This is a genomic window from Niveibacterium umoris, from assembly GCF_014197015.1.
In the GTDB taxonomy this organism is placed as follows: Bacteria; Pseudomonadota; Gammaproteobacteria; order Burkholderiales; family Rhodocyclaceae; genus Niveibacterium; species Niveibacterium umoris.
Map to the genome: position 1 here is coordinate 1,438,456 of NZ_JACIET010000001.1, position 14,903 is coordinate 1,453,358.

At 60.7% G+C, this 14,903-nt stretch carries 15 protein-coding genes and 1 tRNA gene; 4 read left to right on the top strand and 12 right to left on the bottom strand.

Features of this window, described 5'->3' with window-relative positions:
• Positions 1–6 precede the first annotated feature (6 nt).
• Together dapA and GGR36_RS06410 are read right to left on the bottom strand one after the other, a co-directional pair.
• A complete protein-coding gene (gene dapA / locus GGR36_RS06405) occupies positions 7–885 on the bottom strand; it encodes a 4-hydroxy-tetrahydrodipicolinate synthase (protein WP_183633222.1) in 879 nt (292 codons plus the stop codon).
• Between the two features lie 57 nt (positions 886–942).
• Positions 943–1,866: a histone deacetylase family protein gene (locus GGR36_RS06410; RefSeq protein WP_242533081.1), complete on the bottom strand. Its 924-nt coding sequence runs from the start codon at positions 1,864–1,866 to the stop codon at positions 943–945.
• A gap of 90 nt (positions 1,867–1,956) precedes the next feature.
• Between GGR36_RS06410 and GGR36_RS06415 the strand changes: the two genes are divergently transcribed.
• The 4 genes from GGR36_RS06415 to mltB are packed head-to-tail and all read left to right on the top strand — an operon-like array spanning position 1,957 to position 6,822.
• On the top strand, positions 1,957–2,898 hold the full coding sequence (locus tag GGR36_RS06415) for an AAA family ATPase (RefSeq protein WP_183633224.1): 942 nt from the start codon (positions 1,957–1,959) through the stop codon (positions 2,896–2,898).
• Positions 2,895–3,866 (top strand): DUF58 domain-containing protein, encoded by a 972-nt coding sequence (locus tag GGR36_RS22240; protein WP_183633226.1) that lies wholly within the window; start codon positions 2,895–2,897, stop codon positions 3,864–3,866. Before GGR36_RS06415 ends, GGR36_RS22240 begins: the two co-directional genes overlap by 4 nt.
• Positions 3,863–5,809, top strand: a complete 1,947-nt coding sequence (locus GGR36_RS06425; RefSeq protein ID WP_183633228.1) for a transglutaminase TgpA family protein — start codon at positions 3,863–3,865, stop codon at positions 5,807–5,809. Before GGR36_RS22240 ends, GGR36_RS06425 begins: the two co-directional genes overlap by 4 nt.
• Positions 5,788–6,822 (top strand): lytic murein transglycosylase B, encoded by a 1,035-nt coding sequence (gene mltB / locus GGR36_RS06430; RefSeq protein WP_183634920.1) that lies wholly within the window; start codon positions 5,788–5,790, stop codon positions 6,820–6,822. Before GGR36_RS06425 ends, mltB begins: the two co-directional genes overlap by 22 nt.
• A gap of 16 nt (positions 6,823–6,838) precedes the next feature.
• On the opposite strand, the gene rpoS is transcribed toward mltB, so the two are convergent.
• The 10 genes from rpoS to rplT form a co-directional block, all read right to left on the bottom strand.
• Positions 6,839–7,777: an RNA polymerase sigma factor RpoS gene (gene rpoS / locus GGR36_RS06435; RefSeq protein WP_183633230.1), complete on the bottom strand. Its 939-nt coding sequence runs from the start codon at positions 7,775–7,777 to the stop codon at positions 6,839–6,841.
• A gap of 9 nt (positions 7,778–7,786) precedes the next feature.
• Positions 7,787–8,785 (bottom strand): peptidoglycan DD-metalloendopeptidase family protein, encoded by a 999-nt coding sequence (locus GGR36_RS06440; protein WP_183633233.1) that lies wholly within the window; start codon positions 8,783–8,785, stop codon positions 7,787–7,789.
• Positions 8,782–9,441 carry a protein-L-isoaspartate(D-aspartate) O-methyltransferase gene (locus GGR36_RS06445; protein ID WP_183634921.1) on the bottom strand — a complete coding sequence of 220 codons (660 nt, stop codon included), beginning with the start codon at positions 9,439–9,441 and terminating at the stop codon, positions 8,782–8,784. Before GGR36_RS06445 ends, GGR36_RS06440 begins: the two co-directional genes overlap by 4 nt.
• A complete protein-coding gene (gene surE, locus GGR36_RS06450; RefSeq protein ID WP_183633234.1) occupies positions 9,438–10,181 on the bottom strand; it encodes a 5'/3'-nucleotidase SurE in 744 nt (247 codons plus the stop codon). Before surE ends, GGR36_RS06445 begins: the two co-directional genes overlap by 4 nt.
• Positions 10,182–10,236: 55 nt before the next feature.
• Positions 10,237–10,313: transfer RNA gene (locus tag GGR36_RS06455), tRNA-Pro, on the bottom strand.
• A 45-nt stretch (positions 10,314–10,358) separates the two neighbouring features.
• Positions 10,359–10,739 (bottom strand): MerR family transcriptional regulator, encoded by a 381-nt coding sequence (locus GGR36_RS06460; protein WP_183633236.1) that lies wholly within the window; start codon positions 10,737–10,739, stop codon positions 10,359–10,361.
• Complete coding sequence (locus tag GGR36_RS06465) at positions 10,714–11,043, bottom strand: integration host factor subunit alpha (protein ID WP_183633238.1); 330 nt, start codon at positions 11,041–11,043, stop codon at positions 10,714–10,716. The genes GGR36_RS06460 and GGR36_RS06465 overlap by 26 nt, the downstream gene beginning before the upstream one ends.
• Before the next feature lie 2 nt (positions 11,044–11,045).
• Entirely contained in the window at positions 11,046–13,427 is a 2,382-nt protein-coding gene (pheT, locus tag GGR36_RS06470; RefSeq protein ID WP_183633240.1) for a phenylalanine--tRNA ligase subunit beta, read from the bottom strand.
• 3 nt (positions 13,428–13,430) lie between these two features.
• Positions 13,431–14,462, bottom strand: coding sequence for a phenylalanine--tRNA ligase subunit alpha (gene pheS / locus GGR36_RS06475; RefSeq protein WP_183633242.1), 1,032 nt, complete (start codon positions 14,460–14,462; stop codon positions 13,431–13,433).
• 69 nt (positions 14,463–14,531) lie between these two features.
• Positions 14,532–14,891 (bottom strand): 50S ribosomal protein L20, encoded by a 360-nt coding sequence (gene rplT, locus GGR36_RS06480; RefSeq protein WP_183633244.1) that lies wholly within the window; start codon positions 14,889–14,891, stop codon positions 14,532–14,534.
• Positions 14,892–14,903: the final 12 nt, after the last annotated feature.

The window sequence follows — 14,903 nt, forward strand, 5'->3', positions numbered from 1 at the left end:
CACTCCTCAGGCCTCAATGCCGGCCTGACGCAGGGCGTCCAGCAGCTTGGATTCATTCGCGGCAGCAAGCCGCGTCAGTGGAAGACGGATTCCGGAACCGATACGGCCCATGCGCTCGAGCGCCCATTTCGCCGGAATCGGATTCGGTTCGCAGAACAAGTGCTTGTGCAGTCCGACCAAGGCAGCGTTGATTTCACGCGCACGACCGAGATCGCCCTTTGCAGCGGCGTCACACATTTCGCGCATCGCGCGCGGAGCGATGTTGGACGTCACCGAGATCACCCCATGCCCGCCCAGCAGCAGAAACGCCAGCGACGTCATGTCATCACCGCTGTACAGCGCAAAATCTGCCGGCGCTCGCAGAATCAGGTCCAGGGCACGATCAATCGCGCCCGTGGCGTCCTTGATGCCCACGATATTCGGGATTTCGGCCAGTCGAAGCGCAGTGTCATTGCTCATGTCCGCGCCGGTACGGCCCGGCACGTTGTACAGGATGACGGGGATATCTACTGCTTCGGCGATGGTTCGGAAGTGCAGGTAAAGACCTTCCTGCGTCGGCTTGTTGTAATACGGCACAACCGACAGTACGGCATCTGCGCCCGCCGACTTGGCGTAGCGCGTGAGTTCGATTCCCTCTGCGGTGGAATTCGCACCCGTACCCGCGATGACCGGGATACGACCAGCGGCGTGACCCACCGCCGTCCGGATGAGTTCACAGTGCTCTTCTACATTAACCGTCGGCGATTCGCCGGTCGTGCCGACTACCACGATACCGTCGGTGCCTTCGCTCACATGCCAGTCAATGAGGCTCTTGAGACGAGTCAGGTCTAGGCTGCCATCCTCACGCATCGGCGTGACGATGGCGACAATCGAACCCTTAATCATGCGTGTGCCGCCAACTAGACAAAACGCTGATTCTAGCGCATACGCAGACGTTCGGCTTCACAGGTCCGCAAGTACCTTTACGTGGGCCACGGCACTGCGAGCAAGCGCCGACAACGCATAGCCCCCTTCGAGCATCGACACGATTCGACCGCCGCAATGCTGCTCGGCAAACTGGCGAAGCTGCAGGGTAATCCAACTGTAATCCGCTTCGACCAGCCCGAGCGAGGCCATGTCATCTTCGTAGTGCGCGTCGAAGCCAGCGGAAATGAACAACGCCTCTGGCGCAAAATTCCGCAAGGCCGGCAGCCAAACGTCAGCAACCAGATCCTTGATCGTGTCGCCGCGCGTTCCGGCAGGGACAGGCACATTGACCATGTTGTGCGCGACCCCTTCCGCTCCGGTGTATGGATAGAACGGATGCTGGAAGAATCCGGCCATCAATACGCGTTCGTCGCCGGCGAAAATGTTCTCGGTCCCGTTGCCATGGTGGACGTCGAAGTCGATGATCGCGACCCGCTTGAGGCCATGCGCCTCCAATGCATGCGCTACCGCGACCGCAATGTTGTTGAAGAAGCAGAATCCCATTGCACGATCACGCTCGGCGTGATGCCCGGGAGGGCGGACAGCGCAGAATGCGTTATTGACTTCGCCCCGCATGACAAGATCAACCGCTAGCACGCCGGCACCAGCCGCACGCAACGCAGCGCGTATCGTATGCGGACACATCGCGGTGTCCGGATCGATATGCTTGATGCCACGCTCTGGCGCGCTACCGATCAGATCTTCCACATGGCGTACTGGATGAACTCGCGCCAGTTGTTCAATACTTGCCTGCGGCGCATCGTGGAAAGCGAGGAACGAATCGATGCCAGAAGCGATCAATCGATCCTGAATCGCCGACAAACGATCCGGGCACTCCGGGTGCATCGCACCCATGTTGTGCATCCAGCAATCAGGATGCGTGATGAACGCAGTCGCCATGTGGCCCCTTGAAGCCTTGCGCACCTAGAACAAACGGGCCGAAATAGCTGCAACGACCCTCCCCCTGCCGAATATTATCCGACCGACACCATGAGCCCACAACAAAAACTGCCAATCGCCAGCGCACGCGCCCTCGCCCAGACCATTGCCGATGCGGTAGCTGAGGCAGTGCTCGGCAAGTCAGATCAGATCCGGCTTGCCGTCGCCTGCCTTCTGGCCCGTGGCCATTTGCTCATCGAAGACGTGCCCGGTGTCGGCAAGACCACCCTCGCCCATGCACTCGCTGACGCATGCGGCCTCGCATGGCGCCGGATGCAGTTCACCAGCGATCTACTCCCTGCGGATCTGCTCGGCGTTTCCGTCTGGGAATCCGCCAACAGCCGTTTCGCGTTCCGTGCGGGCCCCATCTTTACCGAAGTGTTGCTGGCCGATGAGATCAACCGTGCGTCACCGAAGACCCAGAGCGCGTTGCTTGAAGCCATGGAAGAACGCCGGGTCTCGATCGAAGGCGAAACGCATCCGCTACCCGACCCGTTCTTCGTGATCGCGACGCAGAACCCCGCTCATCATGCCGGCACCTTCGATCTGCCTGAATCGCAATTGGACCGCTTCCTGATGCGCCTGACGCTCGGCTACCCACCTGCAGAGGCCGAACTCGCGCTGCTTTCCGGTCGTGATCGACGCACTCGCAGCACGATCAAGTGCGTGGCCGATCGCGCCACCCTCACCGCGTTGCAGGCAAGTTGCAGCGAGGTGTACGTGAGCGACGCAATCGCTCGGTATGTATTGCGCCTGCTATCGGCGACGCGCAGTCATGCCCACATCCAGCTCGGCCTGAGCCCGCGCGCAGGCTTGGCACTGCTGGCGGCTGCACGGGCCTATTCGCTGACCGAAGGACGCGACTTTGTCGCGCCGGAAGACGTACAGGCAGTATGGTCGCCAGTGGCTGCACACCGGCTGCATTCGGCGGATGGGCGAGGTGCCGCAGCAACACTCGTGGACGAAATCCTGCTGGCGACGCCGGTCGCGTGAACACATCGCTACGCCCCCGACTACGCGAGCGCATGCAGCGCTGGATGCTGCGCGGGCGCACCCCCGAGCGCCTGCCCGTCGTTCTCGGCCAGCGCCGGATCTACGTCTTGCCGACCGGACCGGGAATGAGCTTCGGCGCGCTGCTGCTGGCAATGCTTGTGGCGAGTCTCAACTACAACCTGGCCCTCGGATTCGCGCTCACATTCACCTTGGCAGGCATCGGCCATCTCTCGATGGTGCGCGCGCACCGCAACCTGCTTGGCCTGACGCTGGAAGCGGCGCGAATCGAACCCACATTTGCCGGAGAGACGCGCCGTGCGGTGCTGATCTTCGGTGAGCGCGCCAACCGCATGCGCCCGGCACTTTCCATTCAATCGATCGACGGGCCTGCTGAAGCGTTTTCCATTCCACCACGCACATCCTCAAACAGCACAATCGATCTGCCCGCCAAGCCTCGCGGCTGGCACGGTATAGGGCGTCTGCGCCTTGAAACCCGATACCCGCTCGGGTTTGTCGTGGCATGGAGTTATTTCGAGCCAGACCTCGGCGGATTCGTTTATCCGGCGCCGGAAGCAGGCCCGCCCCCGCTGCCATCGTCCGGCAGCAACGGCGAAGGGCGTCCTGCTCCGGGCCCGGACGGCAGCGTCTTCGACAGCCTGCGCCCTTACCGCGAGGGCGATGCGCCCCGACGCATTGCGTGGCGCCAACTGGCACGCGGAGGCCCTTTGGCCACCAAACACTTCGAGTCCGAAGCAGGCGGTGAGCGCTGGCTGCGATGGTCGGATTGTCCAACTTCGCTGACCACGGAAGCACGCCTCGCCCGCCTTTGCGCCTGGGCGCTGATGGCCGACAGGTCAGGCGAAACCTGGGGCGTCGAGTTACCTGGGCATCGCATCGAGCCTGGCCGGGGCGCTACGCACCTGCGCGAGACGCTCGAAGCACTTGCGCTGTTCCAACACCCACGATGAACCCGCCACGTCCGCTTGACCGACGCACCGGCATCTGGGTTTTGGCCACCGTCGCCCTGACGCAGATTCCGTTGCTGTTCCGGCTCGCTCCAGAAGTCGGACTGGTCGCCGCAATTCCCATGCTGTGGCAAGCATGGCGCCTGCGTTCAGCCGCGTTGGGGCGCCCCCCGCACTTCATCATCCTGATCTTGTTGGCTGCAATGAGCGTTGCAACCACGACTGCGCACTACGGCACGATATTCGGGCGCACTCCCGGCCTGGCGTTGATCGCAATGTTGCTTGGCCTGAAAGTGCTCGAGTCACGCAACAGGCGCGACGCTCACGTCAGCGTGCAACTGTGTTTTTTCCTGCAATTGGGCTACTTCCTCATCGAACAGAGTGCCCTTACCGCGGCGAGTGCCAGTGTGGCTTGCGCCATTGCGGTGACAACCTTGCTTCGCATCGAACAGCCGGAACTCGGAACGAAGGCGTCGGCAGCCGCCAGCCTGAAGCTCATCGGTATCGCGATACCGCTGGCGGTCGTGTTGTTCGTCCTGTTTCCACGCCTCGATTCACCGCTCTGGGGTCTTCCAACCGACGGCAGAGAGAGCACCACTGGCATGTCCGATCACATGCGCGCCGGGTCTATTGCCAATCTATCGCTGTCCGGTGAAATCGCGTTCAGGGTGGAATTCTCCGGGGCTGTGCCCGAGCCAGCCGCGCGCTACTTCCGCGGCCCCGTCATGAGTGCATTCGATGGTCAGGAATGGCGTGTCGGCCCCTCCGGACCGCCGTCTGAACCGCCACAGGGAGGCAAGCCGACCGACTACGTGATCACGATGGAGCCCAACGAAAATCGTTGGCTGTTCGCACTCGAACATGCCCTGCCCGCCGCCGGCCAAACCCTATCTAGCGCAAACGTATTGCTCGCGGCGGCGCCGATCAGGAGCCGCCTTAGGGTCAGCTTATCGAGCCGCATTGGATCCCGCATCGGACAAGACACCAGCGATGCGCTTGCGGCGTTCAATCTCACATTGCCAAAGGGCACCAACCCCCGCATGGCTGCCTTGGGCGCCGACCTGCGCAATCGTCTCCCTGACCCGGCTGCCCGAGTCGAAGAAGGCTTGCGCCTGCTGCGCGTGGGCCAGTTCGTATACACCCTGGAACCGCCGACGCTGGGCGCCGATTCCGCGGACGAGTTCTTCTTTGACTCGAAGCGCGGTTTCTGCGAGCACTTTGCCAATGCTTTCGCAGTGCTGATGCGCGCTGCGGGTGTGCCCACACGGGTCGTGGGCGGCTACCAGGGTGGCGAAATCAACCCGGTCGACGGGACTCTGATCGTCCGACAGTCCGACGCCCACGCCTGGACCGAGGTCTGGCTCGCCAATCGCGGCTGGGTTCGGGTGGACCCGACCGCAGCCGCGGCGCCGCGCCGAATCGACGGCGGCGTGACCGCATCCTTGCCCGCCAGCGAGCCAATTCCCCGCCTCGTCCGTGTCGACGCAGCCTGGTTGCGCGCACTGCGCGACCGCGCCGAAGCGCTCTCCCACGCATGGAACACCTGGTTCCTTGGCTACAACGCGCAACGCCAACGTGACTTCATCACCCAACTCGGGTTTGACCCGGACTGGCGCACGCTCACTCTGTTGCTAGCCGCGAGTGCGGCTGCATGGCAGGCGGTGGTCTGGGCTGCGATGTTCCGGCGCCGCAGCGCATTGACACCTGCCGAGCGCGAATGGACAAGACTGCTGCGAACGCTCGCGCGCAAGGGGCTTTCCCCTGCGCCGAGCGAAGGTCCGATTGCCTTCGCGGCACGAGCAGGTACCATTCATCCGGAATGGCGCGACGCGCTCGACGCCTTCGCCAAAAGTTACGCCCGCATCACCTACGGACCACCGCACGCATCGCCCGCTGTCGAGGCCCTGAGAAACGAAATCTCCGCATGGATCGCTCAAAATTCCTGAAGTCGCTCGCCCTCTTCGCCACAGCCCTTGCATGCCCAGGTTCGAATTGCCAAGCGGCCGCATCGACAACACCCGCCTATGCTGATCGGGCCGAAGGAAAGGCCTTCGCCCAAGAACTGGCGGCGCGCGAAGCACTTGACGAAGCCGAAATCCTCGCGGCGCTCAGAGACGCGAAATACCTGCCGGCAGTGATACAGGCAATACTTCCGCCCGCGACACCAGCCGCCAAATCGTGGGTTCGCTACCGTGCGCGATACCTCGACAAGACCCGCATCGCGGGCGGCGTAGCTTTCTGGCGGGCGAATGAAGCGACCTTGAAACGCGCCGAAGCGGAGTTCGGCGTTCCGGCCGATATCATCGTCGGCATCCTCGGGGTCGAAACCATCTATGGCCGCAACCTCGGCCATTTTCAGACGCTGTCAGCCCTCGCCACGCTGGCCTTTGACTACCCGCCACGCGCCGCATTGTTCCAGCGCGAACTGGGCGAACTCTTCTTGCTCGCGCGGGACCGCCGTGTTCCCGTGGGCAGCTTTCGCGGCTCCTATGCCGGTGCGATTGGCCTTCCGCAGTTCCTTCCCAGCAGTATCCGGCGCTATGCGGTCGATTACGATGGTGACGGAGTCATCTCCCTTGACACCAGTCCGGCCGACGCGATCGGCAGCGTTGCGAGCTTTCTGAGTCAGCACGGATGGGAAGCCGGGAAGCAGATTGCAATTCCGGCGCGCGTAGCGGACCCGCAACGCGCCGCCGCTCTCATCGAATCGGGCATCTCACCCAGTTTCCGGCTGGCTGATTTTGAGCGCCTCGGCGTGAGCCCGGATACCCCGGCGGCCGAAGACAACCGCGCAGCGCTGATCGATCTCGCCTCACCCGAGGCGCCAACCGAGTACTGGCTTGGGTATCAGAACTTCTACGTGATTACCCGCTATAACCGCAGCAGCTTCTATGCAATGGCCGTGTTCCATCTGGCCACTGCGATCCGCTTGGAGCGCGACCGGGCAAACAACGGCTGAGGATTGGCCTGAAGGCCTAAAGCAGAACGTCGCGCGACACGCCGCGACGTTTGAGGATACGTCGTAGCTGGGCGAGCGCTTCGAGCTGAATCTGGCGGACGCGCTCACGGGTGAGCCCCAACTGCAACGCGAGTTCTTCCAGGGTCTGGACATCGCAATCGTCCAGCCCGTAACGGCGCTGAATCACCATGCGCTGCTTCTCTGAAAGTTGACCGATCCACTGGCGCACCAAGCTCTCTATCTCGGCGTTCTGCAGCGTCGACTCGGGACCATCCGAAGCCTCATCTGCGAGCGATTCACCGATCGACAGATTGGGATCGATATCCAGAGGCGCATCCAGCGACGCCGTGTGTTCGTTCAACGCAAGAATCGCGCGGATGTCTTCAACCGGGCGATCAAGCCGCTGAGCCACATCCTCAGCGGTTGCACCGCCATGGCTCGATTCGATCGAACGCTGGGCGCGCAAGACCTGGTTAAGTTCCTTTACGACATGGACAGGCAGACGGATCGTGCGCGATTGATTCATGATCGCGCGCTCGATGTTTTGCCGGATCCACCAAGTGGCGTATGTGGAAAACCGGAATCCCCGTTCCGGATCGAATTTCTCGAGGGCATGGATCAAGCCGAGGTTGCCCTCTTCCACCAGATCCAGAAGTGGAATGCCGCGATTCAGATAGTGCTTGGCGATGTTCACAACCAGTCGAAGGTTGTGTTCGATCATCTTCTGCCGCGCGGAAAAATCACCAAGACGCACACGGCGCGCAAGGCTCACCTCTTCGTCCGCAGTCAGCAGCGGATTCGCGCCAATTTCATTGAGGTAAATCTGGGTGACGTCGTTGAGAAACTCGTTCTCGGGCGGAGCCTGAACCGGCTCAGCGCCAAACGCCTCGATCTCCGGTGGAAGATCCGGTTCCTTTTCGTCTTCGTCGTCGAAAAAGGCTGCCGGATCGTACATATCCCACCCTTAGCGTTTCGGAAGGTACTTCAGAGGATCAACAGGCTTACCCTGACGCCGGATCTCGAAATGGAGCTTCGCGCGATCCGCATCACTATCACCCAGCGCCGCGATCTCCTGCCCCTTCTTCACCGACTGCCCCTCTTTCACCAGAATTTTCTGGTTGTGGGCGTAAGCGCTCAGGAAAGTCGCGTTGTGCTTGATGATGACGAGATTTCCATAGCCGCGCAAGCCGGATCCGACATAGACGATTTTTCCCGTTGCTGCTGCCACGACTGGCTCACCGATCTGACCACCGATGTCCACGCCCTTGTTCGTGGCATCGTTGAATCCGCTGAGAATCTTGCCCGAGGCAGGCCAAGTCCAGTCGAAATCGTCGTCGCCTTTAGGCTCCGTGCTCGCGGATCTTGCGTCAGCGACGGCATCCTTCTTGGCGGTATCGGCTGGCTTTGTTTCTACAGGGGCGGCTACCGCTGCGGCGCCCACGCCCTTCGCAGCTCTCGCGGCTTCATCTGCCTTCACGGCGGCAGCCAGGGCCTGATCGGAATACGCAACCTTGCCGCCCTTGGGGTCGCGACGCAGGGTTTCGTCAGCCTTCACGGCGGAAGCGGTCGTACCCACGCCATTCTTCGCATCGATCGGTTTGACCTCAACAGCCGGGGCAGTAACACCCTTGGGGGTCAAGCCATCGACGGGCTTGACGCGAAGCTCTTGACCGACAAGGATCAGATTCGGATTCTCAATGCTGTTCCAGTTGGCAATGTCGCGCCAATCCTGGCCATGCTCGAGCGCGATGCTGATCAGCGTGTCACCACGCTTGACGATGTAATACCCTGGCTTTGCAACCGCCGGAGCAGACTCGGCTGACGGTGTTTGCGTCTGTGCGGAAGAACGCGTTGAGGGAACACGGTCTTCGACCGGCGCACGACCGGTGCTTGAGCATGCGGCGAGAAATGCAACTAGGGTCAGACTGAAAAGGGCCCCAAACCGGGGGAAATTCGGTTTCATTCGGTTCCTGGTAACAACGGCACAAAACGGACCGCATCGTATCGCGTTTCTTTGAGTCGACCATCGCTCTGACGCTCGACCATCAGCAGTACCTGATCGATGCCACCGAGGGGCAATATCAATCGCCCCAAAGGTGCAAGTTGGTCGAGTAGTGGGCGCGGCACTGCGGACGTTCCGGCTGCGACAATGATGGTGTCAAAAGGGGCCGCCTCTGGAAGGCCAATACTGCCATCGCCGTATTTCAACCGTAGATTGGGGACTCGCAGCGGCCTCAGGTTTTCTTTTGCGCGGTCGAGCAAAGTCTTGATACGTTCAATGGCGTACACGTCCTTGGCCATGCAAGCGAGCACTGCAGCCTGATACCCACAGCCAGCGCCGACTTCAAGCGTCTTGCCAAGGTCGCGCCCCTGTGCCAGCAATTCGATCATGCGGGCAACAACGTAGGGTTGGGAAATCGTTTGCTGGCAACCGAGTGGCAGCGCCGTGTCCTCATACGCCCGACTCGCCAGAGCCTCTTGCACGAAATGGTGACGCGGCACCTGATTCATCGCCGCGAGCACGCGGCTATCAGAGATCCCCTGCTCTCGCAGGCGCTCGATCATGCGCGCGCGCGCGCGCACAGCCGAAAACGACGAAGCGTGCGCTCTCTGGGTCATGAGGTGAGACGTGCCTGCCAAGCGCTCAACGACGAATACTGTGTCAGATCCACCTGAAGCGGAGTCACGGAAACGAAACCGCCCGCCACTGCGTGGAAGTCCGTGCCCTCGCCCGCGTCTTGCGCAGCACCTGCTGCGCCAACCCAGTAGATTGTTTCGCCGCGGGGATTGGACGACTGCACCACCGGCTCGGCCATATGCCGCTTCCCCAGGCGCGTGACCTTGGTGCCGCGTAGCTCGCTGGCCGGCAGATCCGGAACGTTCACATTCAGCAGAACAGGCGCCAATTCGGTTTGTTTTGCCGCGACGCGCACAATGTTCAGTGCAACGGCTGCAGCCGTCGCGAAATGGCTTGGTTGTCTGCCGGCGAGCGATACAGCAATCGACGGGATGCCCAACAAGAACCCTTCCATCGCGGCCGCCACGGTGCCCGAGTAGATCGTGTCGTCACCCATGTTGGCACCGTGATTGACTCCAGAGACCACCATGTCGGGCCTGAAACCGAGAAACCCGGTCACGGCAAGGTGTACGCAATCTGTGGGGGTACCGTTGACGAAGTGAAAACCAGACGGCGCACGACGAACCGACAGCGGACGATCAAGCGTCAACGAGTGGCTCGCACCGCTTCGATCACGTTCGGGAGCAACCACGTAGATTTCGGCGAATTCCTTAAGGGCCTCAGCCAACGCGGCGATGCCCGGGGCAAAATAGCCGTCGTCGTTACTAAGTAGAATTCGCATGGCCGAGCGCTCTTCGGAATATCAAAATACCAAGGACGCCGGGAGGGGAAGGATTTGGTCGGGGCGGCGGGATTCGAACTCGCGACCCCTTGCACCCCATGCAAGTGCGCTACCAGGCTGCGCTACGCCCCGACACGGCAAACATTGTAGCAGAGTTTTGGAGGATTGCTGCGGACCTTAGCTCCGCAACAAAGAAAGTACGTCCTGCAACTCGCCGCGAATTGCCCCGAACAGCGCTTCCTCACGATCGATGCGTTCAGACGTTTCACGATCGCGTCCAGCCTGATCATCCAAGCGGTTTCTTGCACCGCTGATCGTAAACCCGTCGCTATAGAGCAAATCCCGAATACGCCGAACGAGCAGCACTTCGTGATGCTGGTAATAACGCCGATTGCCTCGGCGTTTAACCGGCTTGAGCTGCGTGAACTCCTGCTCCCAATACCGCAGCACATGTGGTTTGACGCCACACAACTCGCTGACCTCACCGATCGTGAAGTAGCGTTTTGCTGGAATTGGCGGGAGTTCGACCGTATCAGGCGGCGCGCTGGCTTGCGACATGGGCTTCGGATTCACTCAGCAGGTCTACGGCGGCCTTGAGCTTCTGGCTGGCGTGAAATGTCACGACGCGGCGAGCGGTGATCGGGATCTCTTCTCCGGTCTTCGGATTTCTACCCGGCCGTTGCGGCTTATCACGCAATTGAAAATTGCCAAATCCCGACAACTTCACCATTTCACCGCGTTCAAGCGCATTACGGATTTCGTCAAAGAAACCGTCCACCATGTCTTTAGCTTCGCGCTTGTTAAGACCAACCTTCTCGAACAGAAGATCCGCCAACTCGGCTTTTGTTAGCGTCATCGACACCTTCAACTCCTTAATTGGGCGCCCAACCGCTCACTGGCACGACCAACCAATACCTCGATTGCGGCGTCGACTTCAGCGTCTTCAAGCGTGCGGTCAGTATGTTGGAAGCGTATCCGGAAGGCAACACTCTTGCGGTCCGGTTCTATACCTTTTCCGTGGTAAACATCAAACAGTTCAATGGCCTGCACGATCGGGAGTGCTGCCATCCGAAGCTCGTCAAGCAGCGCCCCACTCGCCACCGATGCCGGGACAACCAACGCCAGATCACGCACCATCGGGGGGAACTTCGAGGGCGCCTCAAACACGGGAACTGGACGCGAGACCGCTTCGTCGAGATCAATCTCGAAGACAACCGGAGCCGACACAAGGTCGTAGCGTTGAACCCAGTTCGGATGAATCTCCCCGATGTAGCCAATCACGCGATCATCGCATCGAACTTCGGCAGCGCGCCCAGGATGGAGCGCGGGATGTGAGATACGGGCAAACGCCAGAGCCCGCCCGTCGAACAGGGCCTCAAGATCAGCTTTGAGGTCAAAGAAATCGACTTTGCGGCTCGCCTGACCCCACTGCTCCGCGTCTGCAGGCCCCCACGCGAGCGCCGCAATGCGATGTGGCTGACGATAACCCACTACCGGTTGCGCCTCAGGGTCCTTGATGAAACAACGTCCGATCTCGAATATACGGACGCGACTGGATCGTCGGCGCTGATTCGCCGTCAGCGTACCGACCAGTCCTCCAAGCAGGCTGGAGCGCATCACCGAAAGGTGGCTGGCGATCGGGTTGGCGAGCCTTATCGGATCGGCGTTGGCGGAGAAATCGCGTTCCCAGGCTTCTTCTACGAAGGCGTAATTGATCACCTCCTGGAAATCCCGGGCGGCTAGCAAGCGCCTTAGTGCGGCCGCGCTGCGACGGGACTCCGGTAAGGGCAACATGCCAAGCATCCCTACCGGCGACTTTTCCGGTATCGCCTCGTAACCGTGCAGGCGAGCGATCTCTTCGATCAGATCCTCTTCAATTTGAAGGTCAAACCGATAGGACGGCGGCACGATTTCGACGCTCGACCCTACTGCAGTCACATCCGACGTTAGACGCCCGAGGATTTCGGCAATTTGGGCAGCGCTGAAATCGACGCCGATCACCTGCGATGCGCGTGCCACGCGCACCGAAACTGGCAGCCGTGAGGGCAGCGCATCGTCAGCGACTTGCTCAATCGTCGGCCCAGCCTCACCACCGCAGATTCCCAGGATCAACTCGGTGGCGCGTTCGATTGCTTGCCGTTGCAACGTAAAATCGACACCGCGTTCAAATCGGTGCGACGCATCGGATGTGAAGCCGTATGCGCGTGCGCGCCCCACGATGGCGTCAGGCTGGAAGAACGCGCTCTCAAGAAACACATGAGAGGTGGCATCCGTTACGCCACTGGCTTCGCCGCCCATTACACCTGCGAGCGCGAGGGGACCGTTTTCGTCAGCAATCAGGAGCGTCTTGGGATTCGGCGTAAGTTCTTGCCCATTCAGCAAAACGATTCTGTCTCCGGAATGGCTCCATCTGACATGAATATCCCCCGACAGCCTCTCGTTGTCGAAGGCGTGCAGCGGTTGGCCGAGTTCGAGCATTACATAGTTGGTGACGTCGACTACGGCGCCGATCGAACGGATCCCACAACGCTCAAGTCGCTGCTTCATCCAGTCAGGCGCCTGCTTCGTAGGATCGACGTTTCGCAACACCCGCCCGAGGTAACGAGGGCAACCGTCCGGCGCATCCAGTAAGACTTCGCGCTTTTCTGTATGGGTTGCGGAGACATCGCGCACGGCTGGCGCACTGAACGGGACACCCGTCAACGCAGCCACTTCGCGCGCGACACCCAGAAGGCTCAGACAATCGGGACGATTCGGCGTCAGTTTGATAGTGAAAACGGTGTCGTCAAGCGACAGCGCAGTACGAATATCTTGGCCCACCACGAAATCGTCAGGCAGCGCCAGCAATCCGGCGTTTTCATCTGAGATCCCAAGTTCCCGCGCGGAACAGAGCATCCCGAAAGACTCGACGCCACGCAGTTTTGCGGCCTTGATTTCGAAATCGCCGGGAAGCGTCGCCCCCACAAGGGCGCACGGCACTTTCATGCCAGCCGCGGCATTGGGCGCCCCACACACAATCTGCAAAGGCTCAGCCAAACCGGCATCGACCTTGCACACCCGGAGTCGATCCGCATTGGGATGGGGTTGCGCATCGACGATCTTGCCAACTACGACCCCGCTAAAAGCGGGCGCTACGCCTTTGGCATCTTCGACTTCCAAGCCGGCCATCGTCAGCAGATGACCCAACGCACTCGAATCGAGGGCAGGATTGACGAAGGTACGTAACCAGTGCTCTGAGAACTGCATGACTTACCTGAATTGGCTAAGGAAGCGAAGATCGTTTTCGAAGAACAGGCGCAAATCGTCAATGCCGTAGCGCAGCATGGTGAGCCGGTCGAGCCCCATGCCGAAAGCAAAGCCGGTGTATCGCTCGGGATCGACTCCACCGTTCTTCAGTACGCTCGGGTGGACGACGCCGCAGCCCGCAATCTCGAGCCACTTGCCCTTGTTCGGCCCACTCATGAACGCAAAGTCGATCTCGGCGGACGGTTCCGTAAACGGAAAGAACGACGGGCGGAAGCGGACCTGCAGCGCATCGGTCTCAAAGAAGCGTCGCAGAAACTCCGCGATGACGCCCTTCAGATCGGCGAAGCTCACCCGCTCGCCGACCCACAATCCTTCGATCTGATGGAACATCGGCGAGTGCGTCGCGTCGTAATCCACGCGATACACCCTTCCGGGTGCGATGATGCGAATCTCGGGCATCACTTCGTCATCGGCATGCCGCGCAACATGGTCCTGCATGTAGCGGACCTGTACCGGGCTGGTATGGGTTCTCAGGAGAACGCCCGGCGCATCCGCGAGATAGAAGGTATCGTGCATCGAGCGCGCCGGATGGTTCTCCGGCGTGTTCAACGCCGTGAAGTTGAACCAGTCCTCTTCGATTTCAGGCCCATCCGCCACGGCAAAACCGATGCCCGCGAAGAGTTGCTCGATGCGATCCAAGGTTCGAGTCACCGGATGCAAGCCGCCATTGCCGCGGCCACGCCCGGGCAGCGTAATGTCGAGCGCCTCTGAAGCTAGCTGTTGCGACAACGCCGCTTGGCGCAGGGCTTCCCGGCGAGCTTCCAGCGCCTGCTCGACGGTTGACTTGGCGCGATTGATTGCCGCACCCGCCTCACGCCGCGCATCCGGCTCCATCTTACCAAGCGCCTTCAGCAGCTCAGTCAGCGATCCGGTCTTGCCAAGATACTTTGCCTTTGCCGTCTCGACCGCGTTGGCGTCCGCCGCGGCCTCAAAATCGGCAAGAGCTTGAGTTACAAGGAGTTCCAGTTGATCCACGAATCCAGTTCCGGGATGTATGGGACAAAAAAAAGGAGGCCAGGCCTCCTTTTCTTCCGCTACAACAACTTACGCAGCGAGTTGGGCCTTGGCCTGGTTCGCAATCGCCGCAAAAGCCGGCTTGTCGAACACCGCCAGATCGGCCAGCACCTTGCGATCGATCTCGATCGACGCCTTCTTGAGGCCGTTCATGAACTTGGAATAGTTCAGACCAACTTCGCGCGCAGCGGCGTTGATACGAGCAATCCAGAGCGCACGAAACTGGCGCTTGCGCTGACGACGGTCACGATAGGCGTACTGACCCGCCTTCATTACCGCCTGCTTGGCGATGCGATATACGTTCTTGCGACGGCCACGGTACCCCTTGGCTTGGTCGAGAACTTTCTTATGACGGGCGCGGGCGGTTACACCACGTTTTACGCGAGGCATGACGTTTCTCCT

Excerpts from the sequence above, each read along its gene's own strand:
- dapA (WP_183633222.1), bottom strand. The coding sequence starts at position 885 with ATGATTAAGGGTTCGATTGTCGCCATCGTCACGCCGATGCGTGAGGAT.
- GGR36_RS06410 (WP_242533081.1), bottom strand. The coding sequence starts at position 1,866 with ATGGCGACTGCGTTCATCACGCATCCTGATTGCTGGATGCACAACATG.
- GGR36_RS06415 (WP_183633224.1), top strand. The coding sequence starts at position 1,957 with ATGAGCCCACAACAAAAACTGCCAATCGCCAGCGCACGCGCCCTCGCC.
- GGR36_RS06425 (WP_183633228.1), top strand. The coding sequence starts at position 3,863 with ATGAACCCGCCACGTCCGCTTGACCGACGCACCGGCATCTGGGTTTTG.
- mltB (WP_183634920.1), top strand. The coding sequence starts at position 5,788 with ATGGATCGCTCAAAATTCCTGAAGTCGCTCGCCCTCTTCGCCACAGCC.
- rpoS (WP_183633230.1), bottom strand. The coding sequence starts at position 7,777 with ATGTACGATCCGGCAGCCTTTTTCGACGACGAAGACGAAAAGGAACCG.
- GGR36_RS06440 (WP_183633233.1), bottom strand. The coding sequence starts at position 8,785 with ATGAAACCGAATTTCCCCCGGTTTGGGGCCCTTTTCAGTCTGACCCTA.
- GGR36_RS06445 (WP_183634921.1), bottom strand. The coding sequence starts at position 9,441 with ATGACCCAGAGAGCGCACGCTTCGTCGTTTTCGGCTGTGCGCGCGCGC.
- surE (WP_183633234.1), bottom strand. The coding sequence starts at position 10,181 with ATGCGAATTCTACTTAGTAACGACGACGGCTATTTTGCCCCGGGCATC.
- GGR36_RS06460 (WP_183633236.1), bottom strand. The coding sequence starts at position 10,739 with ATGTCGCAAGCCAGCGCGCCGCCTGATACGGTCGAACTCCCGCCAATT.
- pheT (WP_183633240.1), bottom strand. The coding sequence starts at position 13,427 with ATGCAGTTCTCAGAGCACTGGTTACGTACCTTCGTCAATCCTGCCCTC.
- rplT (WP_183633244.1), bottom strand. The coding sequence starts at position 14,891 with ATGCCTCGCGTAAAACGTGGTGTAACCGCCCGCGCCCGTCATAAGAAA.